Source organism: Streptomyces sp. NEAU-sy36 (genome assembly GCF_013423905.1).
In the GTDB taxonomy this organism is placed as follows: domain Bacteria; phylum Actinomycetota; class Actinomycetes; order Streptomycetales; family Streptomycetaceae; genus Streptomyces; species Streptomyces misionensis.
Genome location: NZ_CP058977.1, coordinates 3,945,396 through 3,962,258, shown reverse-complemented (window position 1 = coordinate 3,962,258; position 16,863 = coordinate 3,945,396). Strand labels below are relative to the sequence as shown.

11 protein-coding genes and 3 pseudogenes are annotated in these 16,863 nt (G+C 70.8%); 9 read left to right on the top strand and 5 right to left on the bottom strand.

From position 1 onward, the window contains the following. The first annotated feature begins 12 nt into the window (after window positions 1-12). From HZZ00_RS18230 to HZZ00_RS38440, 3 genes and pseudogenes are all read left to right on the top strand, one after another. Window positions 13-1,644 (top strand): NAD(P)/FAD-dependent oxidoreductase, encoded by a 1,632-nt coding sequence (locus HZZ00_RS18230; RefSeq protein WP_180333186.1) that lies wholly within the window; start codon window positions 13-15, stop codon window positions 1,642-1,644. Between the two features lie 84 nt (window positions 1,645-1,728). Further along, a pseudogene (locus HZZ00_RS18225) lies at window positions 1,729-2,193 on the top strand (transposase); the annotation flags it as partial. 354 nt (window positions 2,194-2,547) lie between these two features. Further along, the gene (locus tag HZZ00_RS38440) at window positions 2,548-2,799 is read left to right on the top strand and encodes a hypothetical protein (RefSeq protein ID WP_257585874.1); all 252 of its coding nucleotides are present in this window, start codon (window positions 2,548-2,550) and stop codon (window positions 2,797-2,799) included. A gap of 209 nt (window positions 2,800-3,008) precedes the next feature. On the opposite strand, the gene HZZ00_RS18215 is transcribed toward HZZ00_RS38440, so the two are convergent. From HZZ00_RS18215 to HZZ00_RS18205, 3 genes are all read right to left on the bottom strand, one after another. Further along, the gene (locus HZZ00_RS18215) at window positions 3,009-4,172 is read right to left on the bottom strand and encodes a cytochrome P450 (protein WP_180333184.1); all 1,164 of its coding nucleotides are present in this window, start codon (window positions 4,170-4,172) and stop codon (window positions 3,009-3,011) included. Between the two features lie 225 nt (window positions 4,173-4,397). After that, a complete protein-coding gene (locus HZZ00_RS18210; protein WP_180333183.1) occupies window positions 4,398-4,592 on the bottom strand; it encodes a hypothetical protein in 195 nt (64 codons plus the stop codon). Continuing rightward, window positions 4,589-6,529: a prolyl oligopeptidase family serine peptidase gene (locus HZZ00_RS18205; RefSeq protein WP_180333182.1), complete on the bottom strand. Its 1,941-nt coding sequence runs from the start codon at window positions 6,527-6,529 to the stop codon at window positions 4,589-4,591. The genes HZZ00_RS18210 and HZZ00_RS18205 overlap by 4 nt, the downstream gene beginning before the upstream one ends. 356 nt (window positions 6,530-6,885) lie before the next feature. Here HZZ00_RS18205 and HZZ00_RS18200 point away from each other — a divergent pair, with 356 nt between their 5' ends. The 3 genes and pseudogenes from HZZ00_RS18200 to HZZ00_RS39195 all read left to right on the top strand — a co-directional run. Beyond that, window positions 6,886-8,037 (top strand): MFS transporter, encoded by a 1,152-nt coding sequence (locus tag HZZ00_RS18200; RefSeq protein ID WP_257585873.1) that lies wholly within the window; start codon window positions 6,886-6,888, stop codon window positions 8,035-8,037. 249 nt (window positions 8,038-8,286) lie between these two features. Continuing rightward, window positions 8,287-9,018 carry a transposase gene (locus HZZ00_RS18195; protein WP_306856179.1) on the top strand — a complete coding sequence of 244 codons (732 nt, stop codon included), beginning with the start codon at window positions 8,287-8,289 and terminating at the stop codon, window positions 9,016-9,018. Window positions 9,019-9,434: 416 nt separating this feature from the next. After that, window positions 9,435-9,536 (top strand): annotated as a pseudogene (locus HZZ00_RS39195) (MerR family transcriptional regulator); the annotation flags it as partial. A gap of 170 nt (window positions 9,537-9,706) precedes the next feature. On the opposite strand, the gene HZZ00_RS18185 reads toward HZZ00_RS39195, so the two are convergent. Further along, window positions 9,707-10,078, bottom strand: a complete 372-nt coding sequence (locus HZZ00_RS18185) for a peptidoglycan-binding protein (protein ID WP_180333178.1) — start codon at window positions 10,076-10,078, stop codon at window positions 9,707-9,709. Window positions 10,079-10,403: 325 nt separating this feature from the next. On the opposite strand from HZZ00_RS18185, the gene HZZ00_RS18180 reads away from it, so the two are divergent. Together HZZ00_RS18180 and HZZ00_RS38430 are read left to right on the top strand one after the other, a co-directional pair. Continuing rightward, window positions 10,404-13,973 (top strand): helix-turn-helix domain-containing protein, encoded by a 3,570-nt coding sequence (locus tag HZZ00_RS18180; protein ID WP_180333177.1) that lies wholly within the window; start codon window positions 10,404-10,406, stop codon window positions 13,971-13,973. A 462-nt stretch (window positions 13,974-14,435) separates the two neighbouring features. Beyond that, a pseudogene (locus HZZ00_RS38430) lies at window positions 14,436-14,655 on the top strand (transposase family protein); the annotation flags it as partial. Between the two features lie 6 nt (window positions 14,656-14,661). On the opposite strand, the gene HZZ00_RS18175 reads toward HZZ00_RS38430, so the two are convergent. Next, entirely contained in the window at window positions 14,662-15,276 is a 615-nt protein-coding gene (locus HZZ00_RS18175; protein ID WP_180333176.1) for a TetR/AcrR family transcriptional regulator, read from the bottom strand. Window positions 15,277-15,371: 95 nt separating this feature from the next. On the opposite strand from HZZ00_RS18175, the gene HZZ00_RS18170 reads away from it, so the two are divergent. Next, window positions 15,372-16,616, top strand: a complete 1,245-nt coding sequence (locus HZZ00_RS18170) for an NADH:flavin oxidoreductase/NADH oxidase family protein (RefSeq protein WP_180333175.1) — start codon at window positions 15,372-15,374, stop codon at window positions 16,614-16,616. Window positions 16,617-16,863 lie beyond the last annotated feature (247 nt).

Genomic DNA, 16,863 nt, shown 5'->3' with positions numbered 1-16,863 from the left:
ACGGTGGTGGGCATGGTGGGGAGCGTTCTGGTCGGCCGGCCGCTGGCCAGGGCCGAGGTGGCGGCCGAGTACGACGCGGTGGTGATCGGCTCCGGGGCCGGCGGCCTGACCACGGCGGTGTGCCTGGCGCGGCAGGGTCGTCGCGTCGCGGTGTTCGAGCAGCACTACACGGCCGGCGGCTACACCCATGCTTACCGGCGGCAGGGCTGGGAGTGGGATGTCGGAATCCATTACGTCGGCCAGTTGGCGGCACGTGAGCCCGTGCGGGTCCTCTCGGACTACCTGACCGACGGCACACTCGCCTGGGCGCCGTTGGGTGACCCGTATGACGAGTTCCGTCTGGCCGGCGAGGTGTATCGCGCGCCGGTCGGCCTGGCGGCCTACCGGGCCGGGCTGATCGCGCGCTTCCCTGCCGAACGGGACGGGATCGAGGCGCTGTTCACGTTGATCGAGCGCTGCCGTGCGGTGCTGCCGGTGCTCGCGCTGGGGCGGCTGTCCGGCCCGGTGGTCCGGCGTCTGGCCCGGGTGCTTCGGTCGGCGGCCGTGCCAGCGCAGGCGTTGCGGCCGGCCAGGGAGGTGGTGAGCGGGCTGATCGGCGACGAGCGGCTGCGGCAGGCGGTGCTCACCCAGAGCGCGCTGCTGCTGGCCGACTCCACCGCACGCCTGCCGTTCTTCATGGTGGCGGTGCTGTTCGAGCACTTCCGTACCGGCGCCTGGTATCCGGTGGGAGGCAGCGCCGCCATCGCGCGGGCGATGCTCCAGCCGATCAGGGCGGCGGGCGGTGAGGTGTTCGTGCGGGCGCCGGTGGCCCGGATTGACGTGGACGGACCGCGGGCGTCGGGCGTCGTCCTGGCGAACGGCACGCGCGTGCGGGCCCCGGTGGTCGTCAGCGCGGCGGGCGCCCAGAACACGTTCGGCACTCTGCTGCCCGGTCATTCGGCCGACGGCGGGCGGTTGGCCGGAATGCGGCGCGGGTTCCCGTTCGTGCTGCTTTTCCTCGGCCTCGACGGCGACTCGGCGGAACTCGGGCTGCCGCGTCACAACCTGATGGTGACCGACGGTGACTGCGACGCCTTCTTCGACGGAGCAGAGCAACGCACCAGCGGGCTGTTCCTCTCCTTCTCCTGTGCCAAGGATCCGACCTGGTCCACCCGGTATCCCGGACGGTCGACCGGTGAGATCCTCGCTTACGTGCGGCCTGAACTGTTCGAACCGTTCCGCGCGTCACGGTGGCGGCACCGAGACCCCGCTTATCTGGCACTCAAAGCCGAGATCACGGCCGACCTGCTCGAAGGGCTGTACCAGCAGCTGCCGCGCACCAGGGGCCGGGTGACCTATCACGAACTCGGCACTCCGCTGACCGCTCAGCATTTCACCGGCTGGCCCGATGGCAGTCTGTACGGGCTGGCCAAGGATGTGACGGCCTTCGGCGACGGCCACCACCCAGGCAGCGCGGACTGGTTGCGCCCGCGCACCGAGATCGAGGGCCTTTACCTCGCCGGCCAGGACTGCCTGGCCGGCGGTTTCCTCGGCGCCCTTACCGGCGGTCTGCTCGCGGCCCACGAAGTCCTCGACCGGGCCGGCCGCTTCCGCCTGTGGACAGGGATGCTGCGACAGGGGATGAAACCGGCGGCAAAGCAGTGAACTGTTTGGCCGGCCCGTAACCACTCTGGCCGGCGGGCTCCACTCGGTTGGCCCACCGAGTGGAGGGTATGCCCGGCATCGTCGGTGCGATGCACAGGGCAGCTACCAGCGCGTTCGCGCCTACCTGCACGACAAGCGCACCTCACCGCGGCCGGTGACCGCCCGGGCGCCCTCCTCCGGACCGTCGCTGGATGGATCCTCCGCCGTCCGGGCACCCTCGCCGAGACCGAGCAACTTCAGCTCAAGGCCGTCCGGACCTATTGCTCCGAACTCGACGCCCTCACCGGGCACGTCCGCTCCTTCGCGGCCATGCTCACCGAGCGCCAGGGCGAGCGCCTGCCCGACTGGCTCGACGCCGTCCGGCAGAACGACCTGCCCAGCCTCCACACCCTTGCCGCTGGCATCGACCGAGACCGCGACGCGCTCATCGCCGGCCTGACTCTGCCCTGGAGCTCAGGCGTCGTCAAAGGGCATGTCAACCGGATCAAGATGCTCAAGCGCCAGATGTTCGGCCGGGCAGGCTGCGCCCTCCTGCGGAAGCGCGTCCTCATGTCCTGGTCATCGACGACGGGAGGAACTCGATGGCAGCTGCACCAGCGGATGTGCAAGCCTTCCCATCCCAAATGCCGACGGAGAAGACCTTGATGACCAGCGACGACGCCCTCGATCAGTTCAGACACATCGCGCGTGAGCGGGCATTCGGCAGGCATGTCGGGTCGGACCGGCTCATTCAGTCAGGTCTAGACGCGCTGATTGCTGGGGTCGAGATCCCGTCCCTGGCCATGCTGGCCGGACTCCTCCGGAGCGAAGAGCCCGAAGCGCCGGAGCTCTTCGACCAAGTACTGGAGGAGCTGGGACTGCTCTTCCACCGGCCCGCAGACCCCAGGGCCGCAAAAGTGGGCGATGGCCTATTGGATCGCCGGTCAGATCGCCGACGGATCCCTGGATCCCACCGTCGGCACTCACCTCATCTGGGCAGACATCGCCTATGACCTCGGCTACCCCGAAGAGCTGCAACCCCTTGTGCACTGCGCGCACAACCTAGACGGCTGGGAGGAGAGCTGGGGAGTCTCCATCGAGGAACTCAGCGGAGAAGCGGTTGAGGCAGCGAAGCATTTCCTTGGCACGAGGTCTGCAGCCGAGGCGGGAGCCTAACCCGGGGCTCGTCCCCGTCATCGGGATCGGTCAACCCCGGAGTGATCCGCTCACGCAACGTGGCCGCACCACAGAACCTGTGCCAGAGCCGGAAGTCGTGAACAAAGCAGCGGCGACCTCCTCATCGGCCGTGACGATCACCTTGACCAACCCGGCCCAGGCCGCGGCGGTGCGGGAGGCGGGGAGGGCGGCAGGGTCAGGGGCGGGGGTCAGCGGCGCAGGGTGAGGGGCAGCGCCTCCAAGCCGCGCAGCATCATCGTGTTGCGCCAGCGCAGGTCGCGCTCCTGGCAGGCCAGGGTCGTTCCGGGGAAGCGGGCGAGGAGCGCGCTGAGCGCGATCTCGGTCTCCAGCTTGCCGAGCAGGGCACCGAGGCAGCGGTGGATGCCACCGCCGAAGGCGAGATGGCCGGCGTCCCGGCGGTCGAGGATGAGGCGGTCGGGGTCCTGGAAGCGCGCCGGGTCGCGGTTGGCCGCGCCGAGGGACAGCAGCACGAACTCGTCCTGCGGGATCTCCACCCCGCCGACGTTCACCGGCTCGGTGGTGAAGCGGGTGGTGGCCATACAGATGGGGGAGTCGTAGCGCAGGAACTCCTCGACGGCCCTGGGCATCCGGGTGAGATCGGCGCGCAGCCAGGCGGCCTGGCCGGGATCGCGCAGCAGCGCGAGGCAGGAGGTGCTCAGCAGGTTCACGGTGGTCTCATGCCCGCCGATCAGCAGCAGGGCGACCATGCCCACGATCTCGTCGTCCGTCAGCTCCCCGCGCTCGCGGGCCGCCAGCAGCTCGGTGAGCAGATCGGCGGGACGGTCGTTGCGGCGGATGCGCCGGTCGGCGATGTCCAGGACGTACGAGCCCATCTCCTGGACGGCTCGCCGGAACGCCGCGTGGTCGCCCTCCTGGGTGACGATGGCGGTCGACCACTTCCGGTAGAGGTCGCGGTCCTCGGGCGGGAAGCCGAGCAGTTCGCAGACTACGAGGATCGGCAGCGGGAAGGCGAAGTCACGTACCAGGTCCACCGTGGCGGTGGTGGTGCGGGTCGTGTGGCGCGCGGCTGCCGCGTCCAGCCCGTCGAGGAGTTCGAGGGTGATGCGCTCGACCATCGGCCGCATCGCCTCGACCCGCTTGCGGCTGAACGCCGCCTGGACCACGCGGCGGAGGCGGGTGTGGTCGGGCGGATCGCTGCTGAGCATATGGGTGATCTCGGTGCCCAGGTTGACGCCCTCGACCCGGTTGTCGGCCAGGGCCTGGGCGCGCCGCATATCCTGCGCGAAGCGGCGGTCGAAGAGCGCGGCCCGGACATCGACGTAGCGCGGGATGATCCACAGCCGCAGGCCGCCGTCGCCGTGCAGCACGGAGACCGGGGCAGATTGCCGCATCCTGGCCAGGGTCGGGTACGGGTCGCTGAGGAACGTCGGCGGGTTCTGGCGCGGTTCCGTCGTCTCGGGCCTGTCCGGCTGGTGCTTGTCCGGCCGGGGACTGGTCGTCCGGGGTGCTGTCGTCGCTGCCGTAGCTGTGGTCATGATGTTTTCCTGTCCTCACCGGCACGGCCGGCGCCGCGGCGGGGTGCCGGGCGTGGCACCCCGCTACGGCGCTGCTTGGGCTCACTGCAGAGGCGACTTCTTCTCCGTGTTCTTCTCCGTGTTCTTCTTCATGCGGGTGGTGCAGGTCCGCGCCGGGCCGTTCGGCTGGACCGGGACCGCCTGGTCCAGGGCGGCATGGGTGTTCGGCGGAATGATGAGGCCGCGCTCCCGCTCGGTGGCGCTGATGGGGTCGACGCGCAGTCCGTGACGCTTCATGGGGTTGACCTTTCTTCGGTGTGGTGGACGGGGTGGTGCGAGCCGGTCCGCCCGCTGTTGCGGCGGTCGGCGGTTCTGGGGGAGGCGCGCAGCGTGTCGTCGGCGTAGCGCACCATGGCGGCCCAGGCGGCGGCGTATCCGGCTGGATCACGGCCCACGTCGTGTCCGCCGCCGAGCCACCGGACGCGATGCGGGACGTCGCGGCGCCGCAGCGCGGCGAGATAGCGCTCGATCTGTTCCGGAGGGCACTTCTCGTCGTCCGCCGAGGCGGCGAGGAAGAGCGGGCCGCGTACGCGGCCCACATAGGTCATCGGGCAGGCCGCGCGATAGCGGTGTGGCACCTGCTCGGGGGTGCCGCCGAAGAGGCGGTCGTCGACCTCCCGCAGCGCCGGCGTCGTCGCCCGGTACGCCGCCGTGTAGTCGGCCACCGGGGCGACGGCCAGTCCCACGTCCCACAGCCGGGGCTGGACGCCCATCGCCAGCAGCGTCAGATAGCCGCCCCAGGAGTAGCCGCACAGGCCGGTACGGCCCGGCTCCGAGATTCCCGCGTCGATGAGGTGGCCGCGCACCGCGGCGAGGTCTTCGAGCTGGGCGAGGCCGACCCGGTGGCCGAAGTCGTCCCGCCAGCGGGGGCCATAGCCCGTCGAGCCGCGGTAGTTGGTGCGCACCACGGCGAATCCGACCCGGACCAGGTCCTCGGTCCGGGCGTCATAGGCGTCTCGGTCGTGGGTGTGGGGCCCGCCGTGGACGAGGAAGACCGTCGGCCAGGGGCGGTGGCCCGCCCCGCGGCCGGGCGGGGTGGCCACAAAGCTGTGGATCTGCCCGTACGGCCGACGTGTCCACAGCTCGCGGCGCCTGGATCCGGTCGTTCCGCCGGGGCCCGTGCCGCGTGACGCCGTCGTGGAGCGGCCGGAGTGACCGGAGCGGGCGGGACGTTCCGGGGGTTCCGGGTGCTCCGCACTTTCCGGGCTTTCCGGGCTTTCCGGGGGGCAGATCAGTGGCCGGGGCGGTTCGCCGTCGCGGCTCCACAGGCAGTGGACCGTGCGGTCGGGTGCGCAGGAGAAGTCGATGATCGTGCCCTCGGGCGTGGGAAGCACCGTCGTCGTACCGCGGTCGAGGTCGGCGCGGAGCAGGCGGCTGCGTCCCGCCCGGTCCTGCTGGACCAGCGCCGTGCGGCCGGGCCCGTACCAGCAGGCGGTGATCTCCGTATCGAAGTCGAGGGCGGAGCCGGGACCGTGCGTGCGGATCCCCTCGCCCTGCCGCCAGAAGGCCAGGGTGTAGCGGCCCGCGCGTTCGAGGACGAGCAGCAGTTCCGGCCGTGCGGTGGTGAGGTCCGGGCGGAAGCCCAGCGCCCACACCGCGCCGCCGTCGCCGTCCCCCGCTGCGCCGGGGATGGCGTCCACGAGGGCGCCGGAGGCCGGTGACCGCAGCCGGACCGCGGCCGGCCCGGCCGGGCACCCCGCGGTGGCCAGCAGTCGGCCGCCGGGGGCCAGGCCCACCACTGGCGCATAGCCGGGCTCCTCGGCCACCAGGCGGGCGCGCTCGCCCGGTCGGCCGAGGTAGTACCGCGAGCGGTCCGCGACCCCGACGCCGACGGCGGCGAGGCCACTGCGAGGGTCGAAGGCCAGGCCGTGCATCCGCCCGGCGGGTACGCCGTCGAGCGCCGGGCGCGGGTGGCCGCCCTCGAACGGCCCGCGCAGCCAGCGGCCTTGACCGCCGGGAGCGGCGTCGAACCACCACAGGCCGTGGCCGTCCGGCTCGATGGCGGCGGTCTCCACACCCAGCGGTGCGGTGGTCACCTGGCGGCGCTGACCCGTCGTCAGATCCCAGGCCACGATCTGCGGGAGACCGTCCACATACCGGGTCTCGACCGCTCGCCGTCCGTCGCGGGCGGCGAAGGACGGGACGTGCACTGCCGTTCCGATACCGCCGCTCATCGCCGTCCTCCCTTCGTTGGTGTCCGCTTCCGCCGCCGGTGGCCTTGGCTGCGGTGGGCTCCGACGGTCTTCACACTGCCGAACGGGCTGGCTGCGTGGCAGGGAAGAAAGCGCAGCGGCACCGACAGTGAGCCACCGCCGTTCCTTCCCTGGCACCGGACGGTGGGCGGGCGACAGGGTGCGGGGGCGACCACATGGTCCCGACCCACCAAGGAGAAAGGGGCGACCCGATGACGATCGCGGCGACCCGGCCCGGCACAGCCCCCGTCCCACCCGGCGGAGCGCCGAACGGCACAGCGGGTGGCAGGCCGAGCCGTGCGCTGACGGCGGTCTATGTCGCGGGCGCGGTAACGGCGTTGGGCACCCAGATGACCATGCTCGCGCTGCCCTGGCTGGTGCTGGAGACCACCGGCTCGGCCACCCGGGCGGGCCTGGTCTTCGCGGCCCAGGCGCTGCCCATGGCGCTGCTCGGCTTCGCGGGCGGAGAGGTCATCCAACGCCTGGGCGCCCGCCGGACCATGGTCGTCTCCGATCTCGCCCGCGCTCCGGTGGTGGCGCTGATCCCGCTGCTGCAGACCCTGGGCGCGCTCAATCTGGCCGCCCTCGTGGCGATCGTCGCGGCGCTCGGGGCGCTGGCCGTTCCGTACCACGCGGCACAGCGGGTGCTGGCGATGGAACTGCTGAGCCCGCACGCCCGCTCTCTGGCCCGCGCCAACAGCGCGCTGGCAGGTGTGCAGAACGGCTCGGCGTTCGCCGGACCGGCGCTCGCGGGGGCGCTGATCCCGCTGATGGGGACCACATCGGTGGTGTGGCTGGACGCGGCCACGTTCGCCTTCTCCGGGTTGCTGCTGCTGCGCCGCGTCCCGGCAGGGGGTGGCGGGGCCGGAGGGTCCGCGGCCGGGCCCCGCGGCCTGTGGGCGGGGGTGCGGCATCTGTGCGGCGACTGGTTCCTGAGCCGGGCGATGCTGTCCACCCTGGTATTCGGGCTGGTGCTGCGAACCTTGATGATCACCATGCCGGTGCTGGCGTTCGCCCGGTTCGAGGGGAACGCCAGGGTCGGCGGCCTGCTGATCGCCGCCGATGGCGCCGGTGGCCTGGTGGGCTCGGTGGCCGCGTATGTGCTGGCAGCACGGGTCGCCCCCGTACGACTCGCCTGTACGGCCCTGGCCTGCGTCGCTCTGCCCCTGTGGACGCTCCTGGTGCCCGTGCCGGCCAGCGTGCTCGTCGCCGCCGTCGGCCTGTCATCGGCCGCCGCGCCCCTGGCGAACGCGCCGCTGATGGGCCTGCTCTCCGCCCGGCTGCCGGACGGCTTCGGGCCCAAGGTGTTGCAGGCCGTGGTCACGATCAGCACCCTGACCGGGCCGCTGGGCTTCCTGGCCGCGGGCGCCGTGCTGGACCGGGCCGGTGTCGCGGCGACCCTGTGGGGCGTCGCCGCGCTCGCGACCTTCGGCAGCGGCAATCTGATCCTGGCCCTGCGCCGCCTCCAGGCCATCGGGGGCACGGACTGACCTGGTCTTCCGAGAGGACCCCGGTGGACGAGGGTCACGCGGCGGCGGAGTTCACCGGAAGCCCTCCTCGCGGCACTCCGCGTCCGAGCCCGCCGCGGTGGCCTCGCGCGGCTCGATGCGGCGGATCTGGAGGCAGATACCCGGCCTCATACGTCGGCACGGTCAGCGGACCGAGCGGTTGCTCACCCTGGCCGCGGTCGGCCTGCCTCTCGCGGGCCGAGCGGGGCCCGCATCGGCCGCGTTCTCGGGGTGTCCGTCAGCCGAAGCACGGTGCTTCGGCTGGTGGATGATCTTCCCGAACCCGAGTTCCCCGCGCCGAGGGTGGTCGGCGTCGACGAGTACGCCACCCGCAAGGGCCGCCACTACGGCACCGTCCTCGTCGGCGTCGAGACCCGTCGACCCGTCGATCTGCTGCCGGACCGGAAGGCGTCTAGCCTGGTGGCCTGGCTCGCCGAACGGCCGGGCATCGAGGTCGTCTGCCGCGCCCGTGCGCCGTTCTTCGCCGAGGGCGCCTCCGCCGGCGCCCCGCAGGCCGTCCAGGTCGCGGACCGGTGGCACCTCTGGCGCAACCTGAGCGAGGCCGCCGCACGGGCCGTCGCCCGGCACCGCCGCTGCCTGCGAGCCCTTGCCCCGGCGGCCTCGGAATCAGAGCCTGAGCCCGCCCCGGAAGAAGAACCGTCCGGCTCGCCCTGGCCGACAGGGCATCGGTTCGCCGACCGCACCCGGGCCCGGCACGCCGCCGTCCACGCACTCCTGGAGGCAGGACACAACCTGCCTTCGGTCCAGAGGCGGCTTCGGCATGGCCTGGCACACCGTCAAACGGTTCGCCGACGCCGCGAAGCCGGAGGACCTGTTTACCGGCCAGTGGCAGAACCGGGCCTCGGTCCTCGACGACTACAAGCCCTACCTGGACGAACGCTGGAACGAGGGCTCCACCAACGCGTGGAAGCTGTGGGAGGAGATCGTGCCGCTCGCCTATAAAGGTAGCTGTCAGCGCGTCCGCGCCTACCTGCGCAAGAAGCGCACCTCACCGCGGCCGGTGACCGCCCGGCCGCCGTCGCCCCGAGCGGTCTCCGGATGGATCTTCAGCCGCCCGGAAACACTCACCGAGCCCGAACAACTCCAGCTCAAGACCGTCCGTACTCAGTGCCCCGAGCTCGACGCCCTGACCCGGCACGTCCGGTCCCGCGACCATGCTCACCGACCGTCGGGGCCAGCTGCTCCCGGTCTGGCTCGACGCCGTCCGACAGGACGACCTGCGCAGCTTCCGCACCCCCGCCGCCGGCATCGACCGCGACATCGACGCCGTCACCGCCGGACTGACCCTGCCCTGGAGCTATGGCGCGGTCGAAGGCCATGTCAACCGGATCAAGATGCTCAAGGGCCAGACGTACGGCCTCCAGCTGCTCGCAGTGGTCAACGGCTGGCCGGCCCCGAAGAGTCTGGCTCCGGTGCTCCACTGGTCCGTCCGAGCTCTGCGCGTCCGGACACAGCAATGACGGTACGGTCGCAAGGCGACATGGGCCGGACGCGGTCGGCGTCGGGGAAGACGCCGCCGCGCATGATGGGTTGATGAATGCCCCCGTCGTACTTCAGGTGGCACCGTCTTGAATGCAGTGAGCTTGAGGCCGGCTGCTTCGGCGGTCGGCCTCAAGCCCCCTGTCTTAGGTCACTTGTGGCAGTCGATGTCGTTCCACCACCAGTAGTCCAGCGCGGCCCAGGTGTTGGGACCGATGATGCCGTCGGCGGCGAGCCCGGCGCACTGCTGGAAGGCGATGGTGGCGCTCTTCGTGCCCGGGCCGAAGCTGCCGTCGACGGTGACCAGGCGGTCCAGGACGCTGTTGAGCTGGCACTGGGCCTGCTTGACGGCGGTACCCGTAGAGCCGTAGGAGAGCGTCGGCTCGGCGTCGGTGTAGGCGCAGGTGAAGTGGTTGGGCTGGGCCGGTGCGGCGTTGGCGGACGGGGCGCCGGCGATCAGGCCGCCGGCGCCGAGAAGGGCTGTGCTGGTGAGCAATGCGGCGCGTGTGAGCAGGGACGGCATGCAAGCCTCCGATGCGGATCAGCCGGGCGCGAGCGCTGTTGGCGTTGGCGCCCGGGCAGAGAGATGGAGGGTCGCCGCCCGAGACGTTGCCCGGCGCGTCGACCAGGCACCAGGTTTCCGGGCCGGCTCGTTGTTGCGCAGGCCCCTGTCGTCACGTGAAACAAACGCCCGGGTCGATAAACCGGGGCCGGTGTTCGGCTGGAACACGCTGGTCATGGGTGTGGTCGACGCGCGGTGATGCCAAGGTTGACCTCATCGTCGCGCTGCCTGTGGGGGGATGGGGATGGGACGTCGGGAAAGGGCACTGGACCCGGCGGCGGGCCCAGTGCAGTTGTTCGCTTTCGAGTTGCGCAAGCTGCGTCAGGAGGCGGGCGGGCTGACTTACCGGGATATGGCGCAGCGCGCGGGCTACTCGGTGGCGACGCTGTCACGGGCGGCGACGGGGGAACAGTTGCCGAGCCTGGAGGTGGTTGTCGCTTACGTTCGAGCGTGTGGCGCGGATGCGGCCACGTGGGAGCGGCGTTGGCGCGCGGTGGCGCAGGAGCTGAATTCCCGGCCGAAGGACGGAGATCAGCCGGGTCCTTACCGTGGGCTCGCCCGGTTCGAGCCCAGGGATGCCGGATTGTTCTTCGGTCGTGATCGGCTCACCGACCGGCTGGTCGATCTCACGTCCTCCCGCCGGTTCGTCGGGGTGTTCGGCGCGTCCGGCAGTGGCAAGTCATCGCTGCTGCGGGCCGGTCTCATCCCCCGTCTGCGCTCGGCTGACCTTGTCGGTCCGCGGCCGGCCGCCGTACGTGTTCTCACTCCCGGCGAACATCCGATGCGAACCCACGCCCAGCGTCTGGTTCCGGCCGATGGGAGCGGCGATACGTGGTTGATCGTGGACCAGTTCGAGGAGCTCTACACCCTGTGTTCCGTCTCGGCCGAACGTGAGCAGTTCATCGACCATCTTCTGACCGCGTGCGATCCGGCGAGCCGGATGCGTGTCGTTGTCGCCGTGCGGGCCGATTTCCTCGGCCGTTGCGCCGAACACGCCGCACTGGCGGACGCGTTGCAGGAGGGGACTGTGCTGGCAGGCCCGTTGAGCCGGGAGGAGTTACGGGAAGCCGTTGTCAGACCGGCCCAGAGCGCGGGGCTGATCGTGGAACGCGCCCTGACCGCCCGCATCCTGGACGACGTCGAAGACGAATCGGGTGCGCTTCCGTTGATGTCTCATGCCCTGCTGGAGACGTGGCATCGCCGCAAGGGACGCGTCCTGACGCTGGATGCCTACGACGCCATCGGCGGTCTGCAGGCCGCCGTGGCCCGTACCGCCGAAGACGTCTACACGCGCTTCAGCCCGGCCCAGGCTGCCCTTGCGCGACGCGTCCTGTTGCGCCTCACCACCCCGGGGCAGGGAAGTCCTGACACGCGTCGGCCTACTCGGCGAGCGGACTTCGACATCGGCGATTCGACCGACACGGCCGTGGTCCTGGAACGCCTCATCCAGGCCCGGCTGATTGTCGTGGACGACGATGTCGTCGATCTTGCGCACGAGACACTGCTCACGGCCTGGCCGCGACTGCGCGGATGGATCGAGGAGGACCGCGAGTGTCTGCTTCTGCACCGGCGGCTGACGGAAGCGGCTCAGGCCTGGGAGGAACTGGGCCGCGACCCCGGCGCCCTGTATCGCGGCACCCGCCTGACCGCCGCCCATGAGCAGCTGCGGGCACAGGATCTGACGGCCATGGAGTGCGCCTTCCTCACCGCCAGCCTCACCGCACGCGACCAGGAGCGCCGGGCGTCGGCGCGCACCACCCGGCGCCTGCGGATCCTCACCGTGACCCTGTCCGTCCTTCTGGCCCTCGCCACCACCGCAGGCCTGCTCGCCTGGCAGCAGAGCCGAACCAGCGATCAGCAGCGGGACGTCGCCCAGTCCCGGGAACTGGCAGCCCGGTCGGAGGCAGTGCTGCCCCGATTACCGGAAGCAGCCATGATGCTGGCCCTCAAGGGCTTTCACACGGCGCCCACGGTCGAGGCCCGCGGCAGTCTGCTCAGCGCCTACGCCAGATACACGGCCAACCAGCTGACCGGCCACACCGCGCCCATCCAGGCGCTGGCGTTCAGCCCGGACGGCCGCATACTCGCCACCGCAAGCGCCGACCACAGCGTGAAACTCTGGGACACCAGCAGCCACCAGCTGATGTCAACGCTGGCCGGGCACACCGACGCCGTCACCGCGGTGGCGTTCAGCCCGGACGGCCGGATGCTCGCCAGCGCAAGCGCCGACCACAGCGTCAAACTCTGGGACACGAGCACACAGCGAGAGACCGCCACGTTGACCGGGCACACCAACACCGTGAATGCCGTGGCGTTTGGTCCAGGCGGGCACATCCTGGCCACCGGGAGTTCCGACGGGACCGTCAGGCTGTGGGACACGGCTACGCGGCGGACGGCATCCGTTCTCAACCCGCACACCGGAGCCGTCCTCGCCATGGCCTTCTCACCGGACGGCGCCACCCTGGCCACCGCAGGCACAGATCACACAGTGCACCTGTGGTCCATGGCGTCCCGGCGTGTCACCGCCACCCTCACCGGATGCAAGGACGCTGTCCGCGCGGTGTCCTTCTCACCGAGCGGACGCACCGTGGCGGCCGGCAGTGACGACGGAACGGCCAGACTGTGGAGCGTCACGACGGCACGACCGCTCGCCGTCTTGGAGCACAGTGGAGACTCGCTGACTGCTGTCGCCTTCTCGCCGGACGGCCGGAGCGTGGCCACCGCCGGCCTGGTCGGCGTCAACCTCTGGGACACCCGCAAACGCCGAACGATCGGCGCCTTGCCGGAGAGCTCCGCCGTGGTGGCGTTCAGCCCGGACGGCCGAACTCTCGCGACGGGCCACAGTGATCCCGATGCTCCGACAGCACGGTTGTGGAACGCCGCGACCCGCAAGCAGACCGCCACCCTCGGCGACTCCTCGGCGGCCTACCGGGTCGCCTTCAGCCCGGACGGCCACACCCTCGCCACCGCCTTCTCCGACGGGACGGTGCAGCTCTGGGATCTTTCCAGACACCATCAGACCGCTGCCTGGAAAGCAAGCCTCGCTGTGTGGGGGATGGCCTTCAGCCCCGACGGCCGCACGCTCGCCACCGGAGGCTACGACCACACCCTTCGTCTGTGGGATACGGCGACACACCGGCAGACCGCCACCCTCACCGGACACACGCACATGATCCTCGCGGTGGCGTTCAGCCCCGACGGCCGCACGCTCGCCACCGGGTCCTACGATGGCACGGTGCGCTTGTGGGACGTCGCCGCGCGCAGGGCGATCGCCGTACTTCGCGGGCACACCAACGGGGTGTTCACCCTGACCTTCAGCCCCGACAGCAGGACTCTTGTCACAGCCGGCGACGACCGCACCGTGCGGCTGTGGAGCGTGGCCGGCCACCGCGGCATCGCCGTGCTCCGGGGGCACTCCGACACCGTCAGCGCGGTGGCATTCAGCCCGAACGGCAGAGTACTTGCGTCGACCGGCAGAGATCGGACCGTACGGCTGTGGAGCGCGGCCAGTCATCGCAGCATCGCTGTGCTCCGCGGGCACACCGACATCGTCTCGGGAGTCTCCTTCACGCCGGACGGGCGTACGTTGATCACTGGCAGCTACGACCGCACGATAAGGCTGTGGCAGGTGGATACGGCCCGGACACTCGCTGTCCTTGACGGCGACACCGGCAGCATCAATTCCACAGCCTTGAGCCCGGACGGGCGCTCCCTCGCGACCACCGGCACCATCGGCGATCGACGAGTATGGAGCCTGGACCCGGAGCGGACAGCCGAACGCATCTGCCAGGCCAGCCGAACCCACCACTGGTCCGATCTGCTGGCCTACGCGTCCGGACCACGCGTCAGTTGCTGAGTGCCGTGACCGTGCGCGGGCCGGAGCCACCGTGTGAAGCCACCCTTTGTCCGCGGCCTGACGGCCACCGACAAACGGCGCCCGATTCGTTCATGGTCCTACGCTTTAGTCCTAGTTTGTCCATGAGTGGTTTCACGATCGACACCCTCTCCCCCGGGGGCTGACAGCAAGAGCGCATCCCCGCCCGGATCGGTTGGCCTGACCGCAGAGACGGCGCGGTGACTCGCCCTGTTCACCGACCGGGCTCTCGCGGAGCGCCGGCACGTCCACCACCAGGAGCACGCCGCGCTCGGGCTGCTGTCGACCAAGGAGGGTCTGCGCCGTCATGTCCTGTCCGGCGTTTCCGGCGAACGAGCAAGAGGCGATCTCATGCGACGAACCGAGTACGACGGAGACCAGGCCGCCCAGCGCCTGAAGGTGCCCGCAGCGGCTCGTCACACCGGCCTGATCCTCGACTCGGACGGCGCCGCCCCCTGGGTGACCACGCCGGTCAGACGGCTCCCGCACCAGGACCTCGACGCGACCCAACGGACGGTCAATCGAGCCTTGTCAGCAGCGCGGGCGCCAGTCGAACAAAGCGTCACGAGGCTGAAGTCCTTGCGGTTTCCGCCGGGCTCGTTGCAGCCCCAGCCGCCTGTCGTCAATCTCCGCCGCAGTCCTCACCCTGAAGCGCCAACACTGAAAACGCTCACTGACCAGGGGTGGGATTACTCGCCCGCGACGTCGCCGCAGGTGCGGTGAACAGTACATGGACGGCGGCGCGGACCTGGTCGGCGACCACGTCGGAGGTGGAGGCGTCGAGCTTGCCGTCGAGGTGCAGGAACGCCAGGCCGTGGACGAGGGCCCACACCGTGGTCGACAGCGCCTCCGCGTCGGCGCCGGGGAAGGCGCTGCGGACGATACCTCGGACGTATTCCGAGATGGCGGTGGTGGCGGCGACCCGTTCCTCGCTGGTCGGGTCGCAGGGCTCCGCGAACATCACCCGGAAGAGCGCCGGGCGCTCCAGGGCGAAGCGGACGTAGGCGACGGCGACCGCCGCGAGCTCGTCGGAAGTCGTGGGCGAGGGATGCGCCGCGGCCAGATGTTCGGCGAGTTCGCGGTAGCCCTGCGCGGCGACCGCAGAGACGAGCGCGTCGCGGTCCGCGTAGTGGCGGTAGGGAGCCGTCGCCGACACGCCGGCCCGCCGTGCCACCGCCCGCAGGGACAGCCCTGCGCTGCCGTCCTCCTCCAGCAGTTCCCGCGCGGCACGCAGGCACGCGGCGCGCAGATCGCCGTGGTGATAGGTGCCGCTCACTCGCGACATAGGTCACACTCCCCGATGTTTACCTTGCTTACATTGCTGCCCTAATGTGAACACTGCATACATCGTAAGCGATTGAGATCGAGAGGGGAACTCAGATGACCAGCGAGCTGTACTCGCCCCTACCCCTGCGCTCCGGCCAGGTACTGAAAAACCGGATCGCCAAGGCCGCCATGGAAGAGAACATGGCCGGCGACGGCCAGCTCCCAGGCAAAGAGCTGATCGGGCTGTACCGACGCTGGGCGAAAGGCGGCACCGGACTGCTCATCACCGGCAACGTCATGATCCACGCCGAGGCGCTGACCGACCCCGCCGGCGTGGTACTCGACGAGGCCGCGCCGCTGGAGCCGTTCATCGAGTGGGCCAAGGCCGGCAAGTCCGGCGGCGGGGCGATCTGGATGCAGATCAACCACCCCGGCCGCCAGATCGGGTCGGACATGCCCGGCGTCGTGTGGGGCCCGTCCGCAGTCGCCGTCGACCTGGGCAAGCACAGCAGCCGCTTCGGCAAGCCCGTCGCCATGACCCCCGAGCAGATCCATGCCACCGTGACCCGGTACGCCGTCACCGCCCAGCGCGCCGAACAGGCCGGCTTCGACGGCGTCGAGATCCACGCCGCACACGGCTACCTGCTGTCGCAGTTCCTGTCCCCCCTGGTCAACAAGCGCACCGACCAGTGGGGTGGGTCGCTGGAGAACCGGGCCCGGATGCTGCTGGGCGTCGTCCGCGCGGTGCGCGCCGCCGTCTCCCCGTCCTTCGCCGTCGCGGTGAAGCTCAACTCCGCCGACTTCCAGCGCGGCGGCTTCGACGCCGACGACGCACGCCAGGTCATCGAGATGCTCGCACCGCTCGGCGTCGACCTGGTCGAACTGTCCGGCGGCAGCTACGAAAGCCCCGCGATGTCGGGCCGCCCCGCCGACGCGCGCACCCAGGCCCGCGAGGCGTACTTCCTCGACCTGGCGAAAGACCTGGTCAAGTCCAGCCCGCTGCCACTGATGCTCACCGGCGGCATCACCCGCCGCGAGACCGCCGACAGGGTCCTCGACAGCGGTGTGGCGATCATCGGTATGGGTACCGCCCTCGCCGTCACCCCGGACCTGCCGGACCGGTGGCGCCGCGGCCGCGAGGCCGACGACCAGCTGCGGCCGGTGACTTGGGCCCACAAGGCCCTCGCCTCGGCCGCCGGCATGGCACAGGTTCGCCACCAAATGCGCCGCCTCGCCCGCGGAAGGCACCCCAGGCCCCGCACGCACCCGGCGATCGCCCTCATCTCCGAACGACGCAGGCAGCGGCGGGCCCTGCGCCGCTACCGCGCCTGGCTGTCCGCTTCACAGGGCTCCGCGTAAGCGTGCCGTCGGAGGGGCACGTCGAAGCATGACGTGCCGCGCGGCACAGGGCCGGACCTGACCGTCGGCCGCTGACGGGCACGACCTGCCGAATCCCCCACGGCAGGCATGTTGCCTCCGATTCGGACGGGACCGTGCGCGGCGTGAACTGATCGCTGATTTGCGCGGTTGTGCGCCTTATATAGCCATTTGGGCGGCTTTCGCCAGCCTGTGGGCGGGCACCTCCAATGGGTGACGGAGAGCCCGT

Bases quoted from the DNA above. Each gene is read 5' to 3' on its own strand.
- HZZ00_RS18230 (WP_180333186.1), top strand. From the start codon at position 13: ATGGTGGGGAGCGTTCTGGTCGGCCGGCCGCTGGCCAGGGCCGAGGTG.
- HZZ00_RS38440 (WP_257585874.1), top strand. From the start codon at position 2,548: ATGGCCTATTGGATCGCCGGTCAGATCGCCGACGGATCCCTGGATCCC.
- HZZ00_RS18215 (WP_180333184.1), bottom strand. From the start codon at position 4,172: ATGCGGCAATCTGCCCCGGTCTCCGTGCTGCACGGCGACGGCGGCCTG.
- HZZ00_RS18210 (WP_180333183.1), bottom strand. From the start codon at position 4,592: ATGAAGCGTCACGGACTGCGCGTCGACCCCATCAGCGCCACCGAGCGG.
- HZZ00_RS18205 (WP_180333182.1), bottom strand. From the start codon at position 6,529: ATGAGCGGCGGTATCGGAACGGCAGTGCACGTCCCGTCCTTCGCCGCC.
- HZZ00_RS18185 (WP_180333178.1), bottom strand. From the start codon at position 10,078: ATGCCGTCCCTGCTCACACGCGCCGCATTGCTCACCAGCACAGCCCTT.
- HZZ00_RS18175 (WP_180333176.1), bottom strand. From the start codon at position 15,276: ATGTCGCGAGTGAGCGGCACCTATCACCACGGCGATCTGCGCGCCGCG.
- HZZ00_RS18170 (WP_180333175.1), top strand. From the start codon at position 15,372: ATGACCAGCGAGCTGTACTCGCCCCTACCCCTGCGCTCCGGCCAGGTA.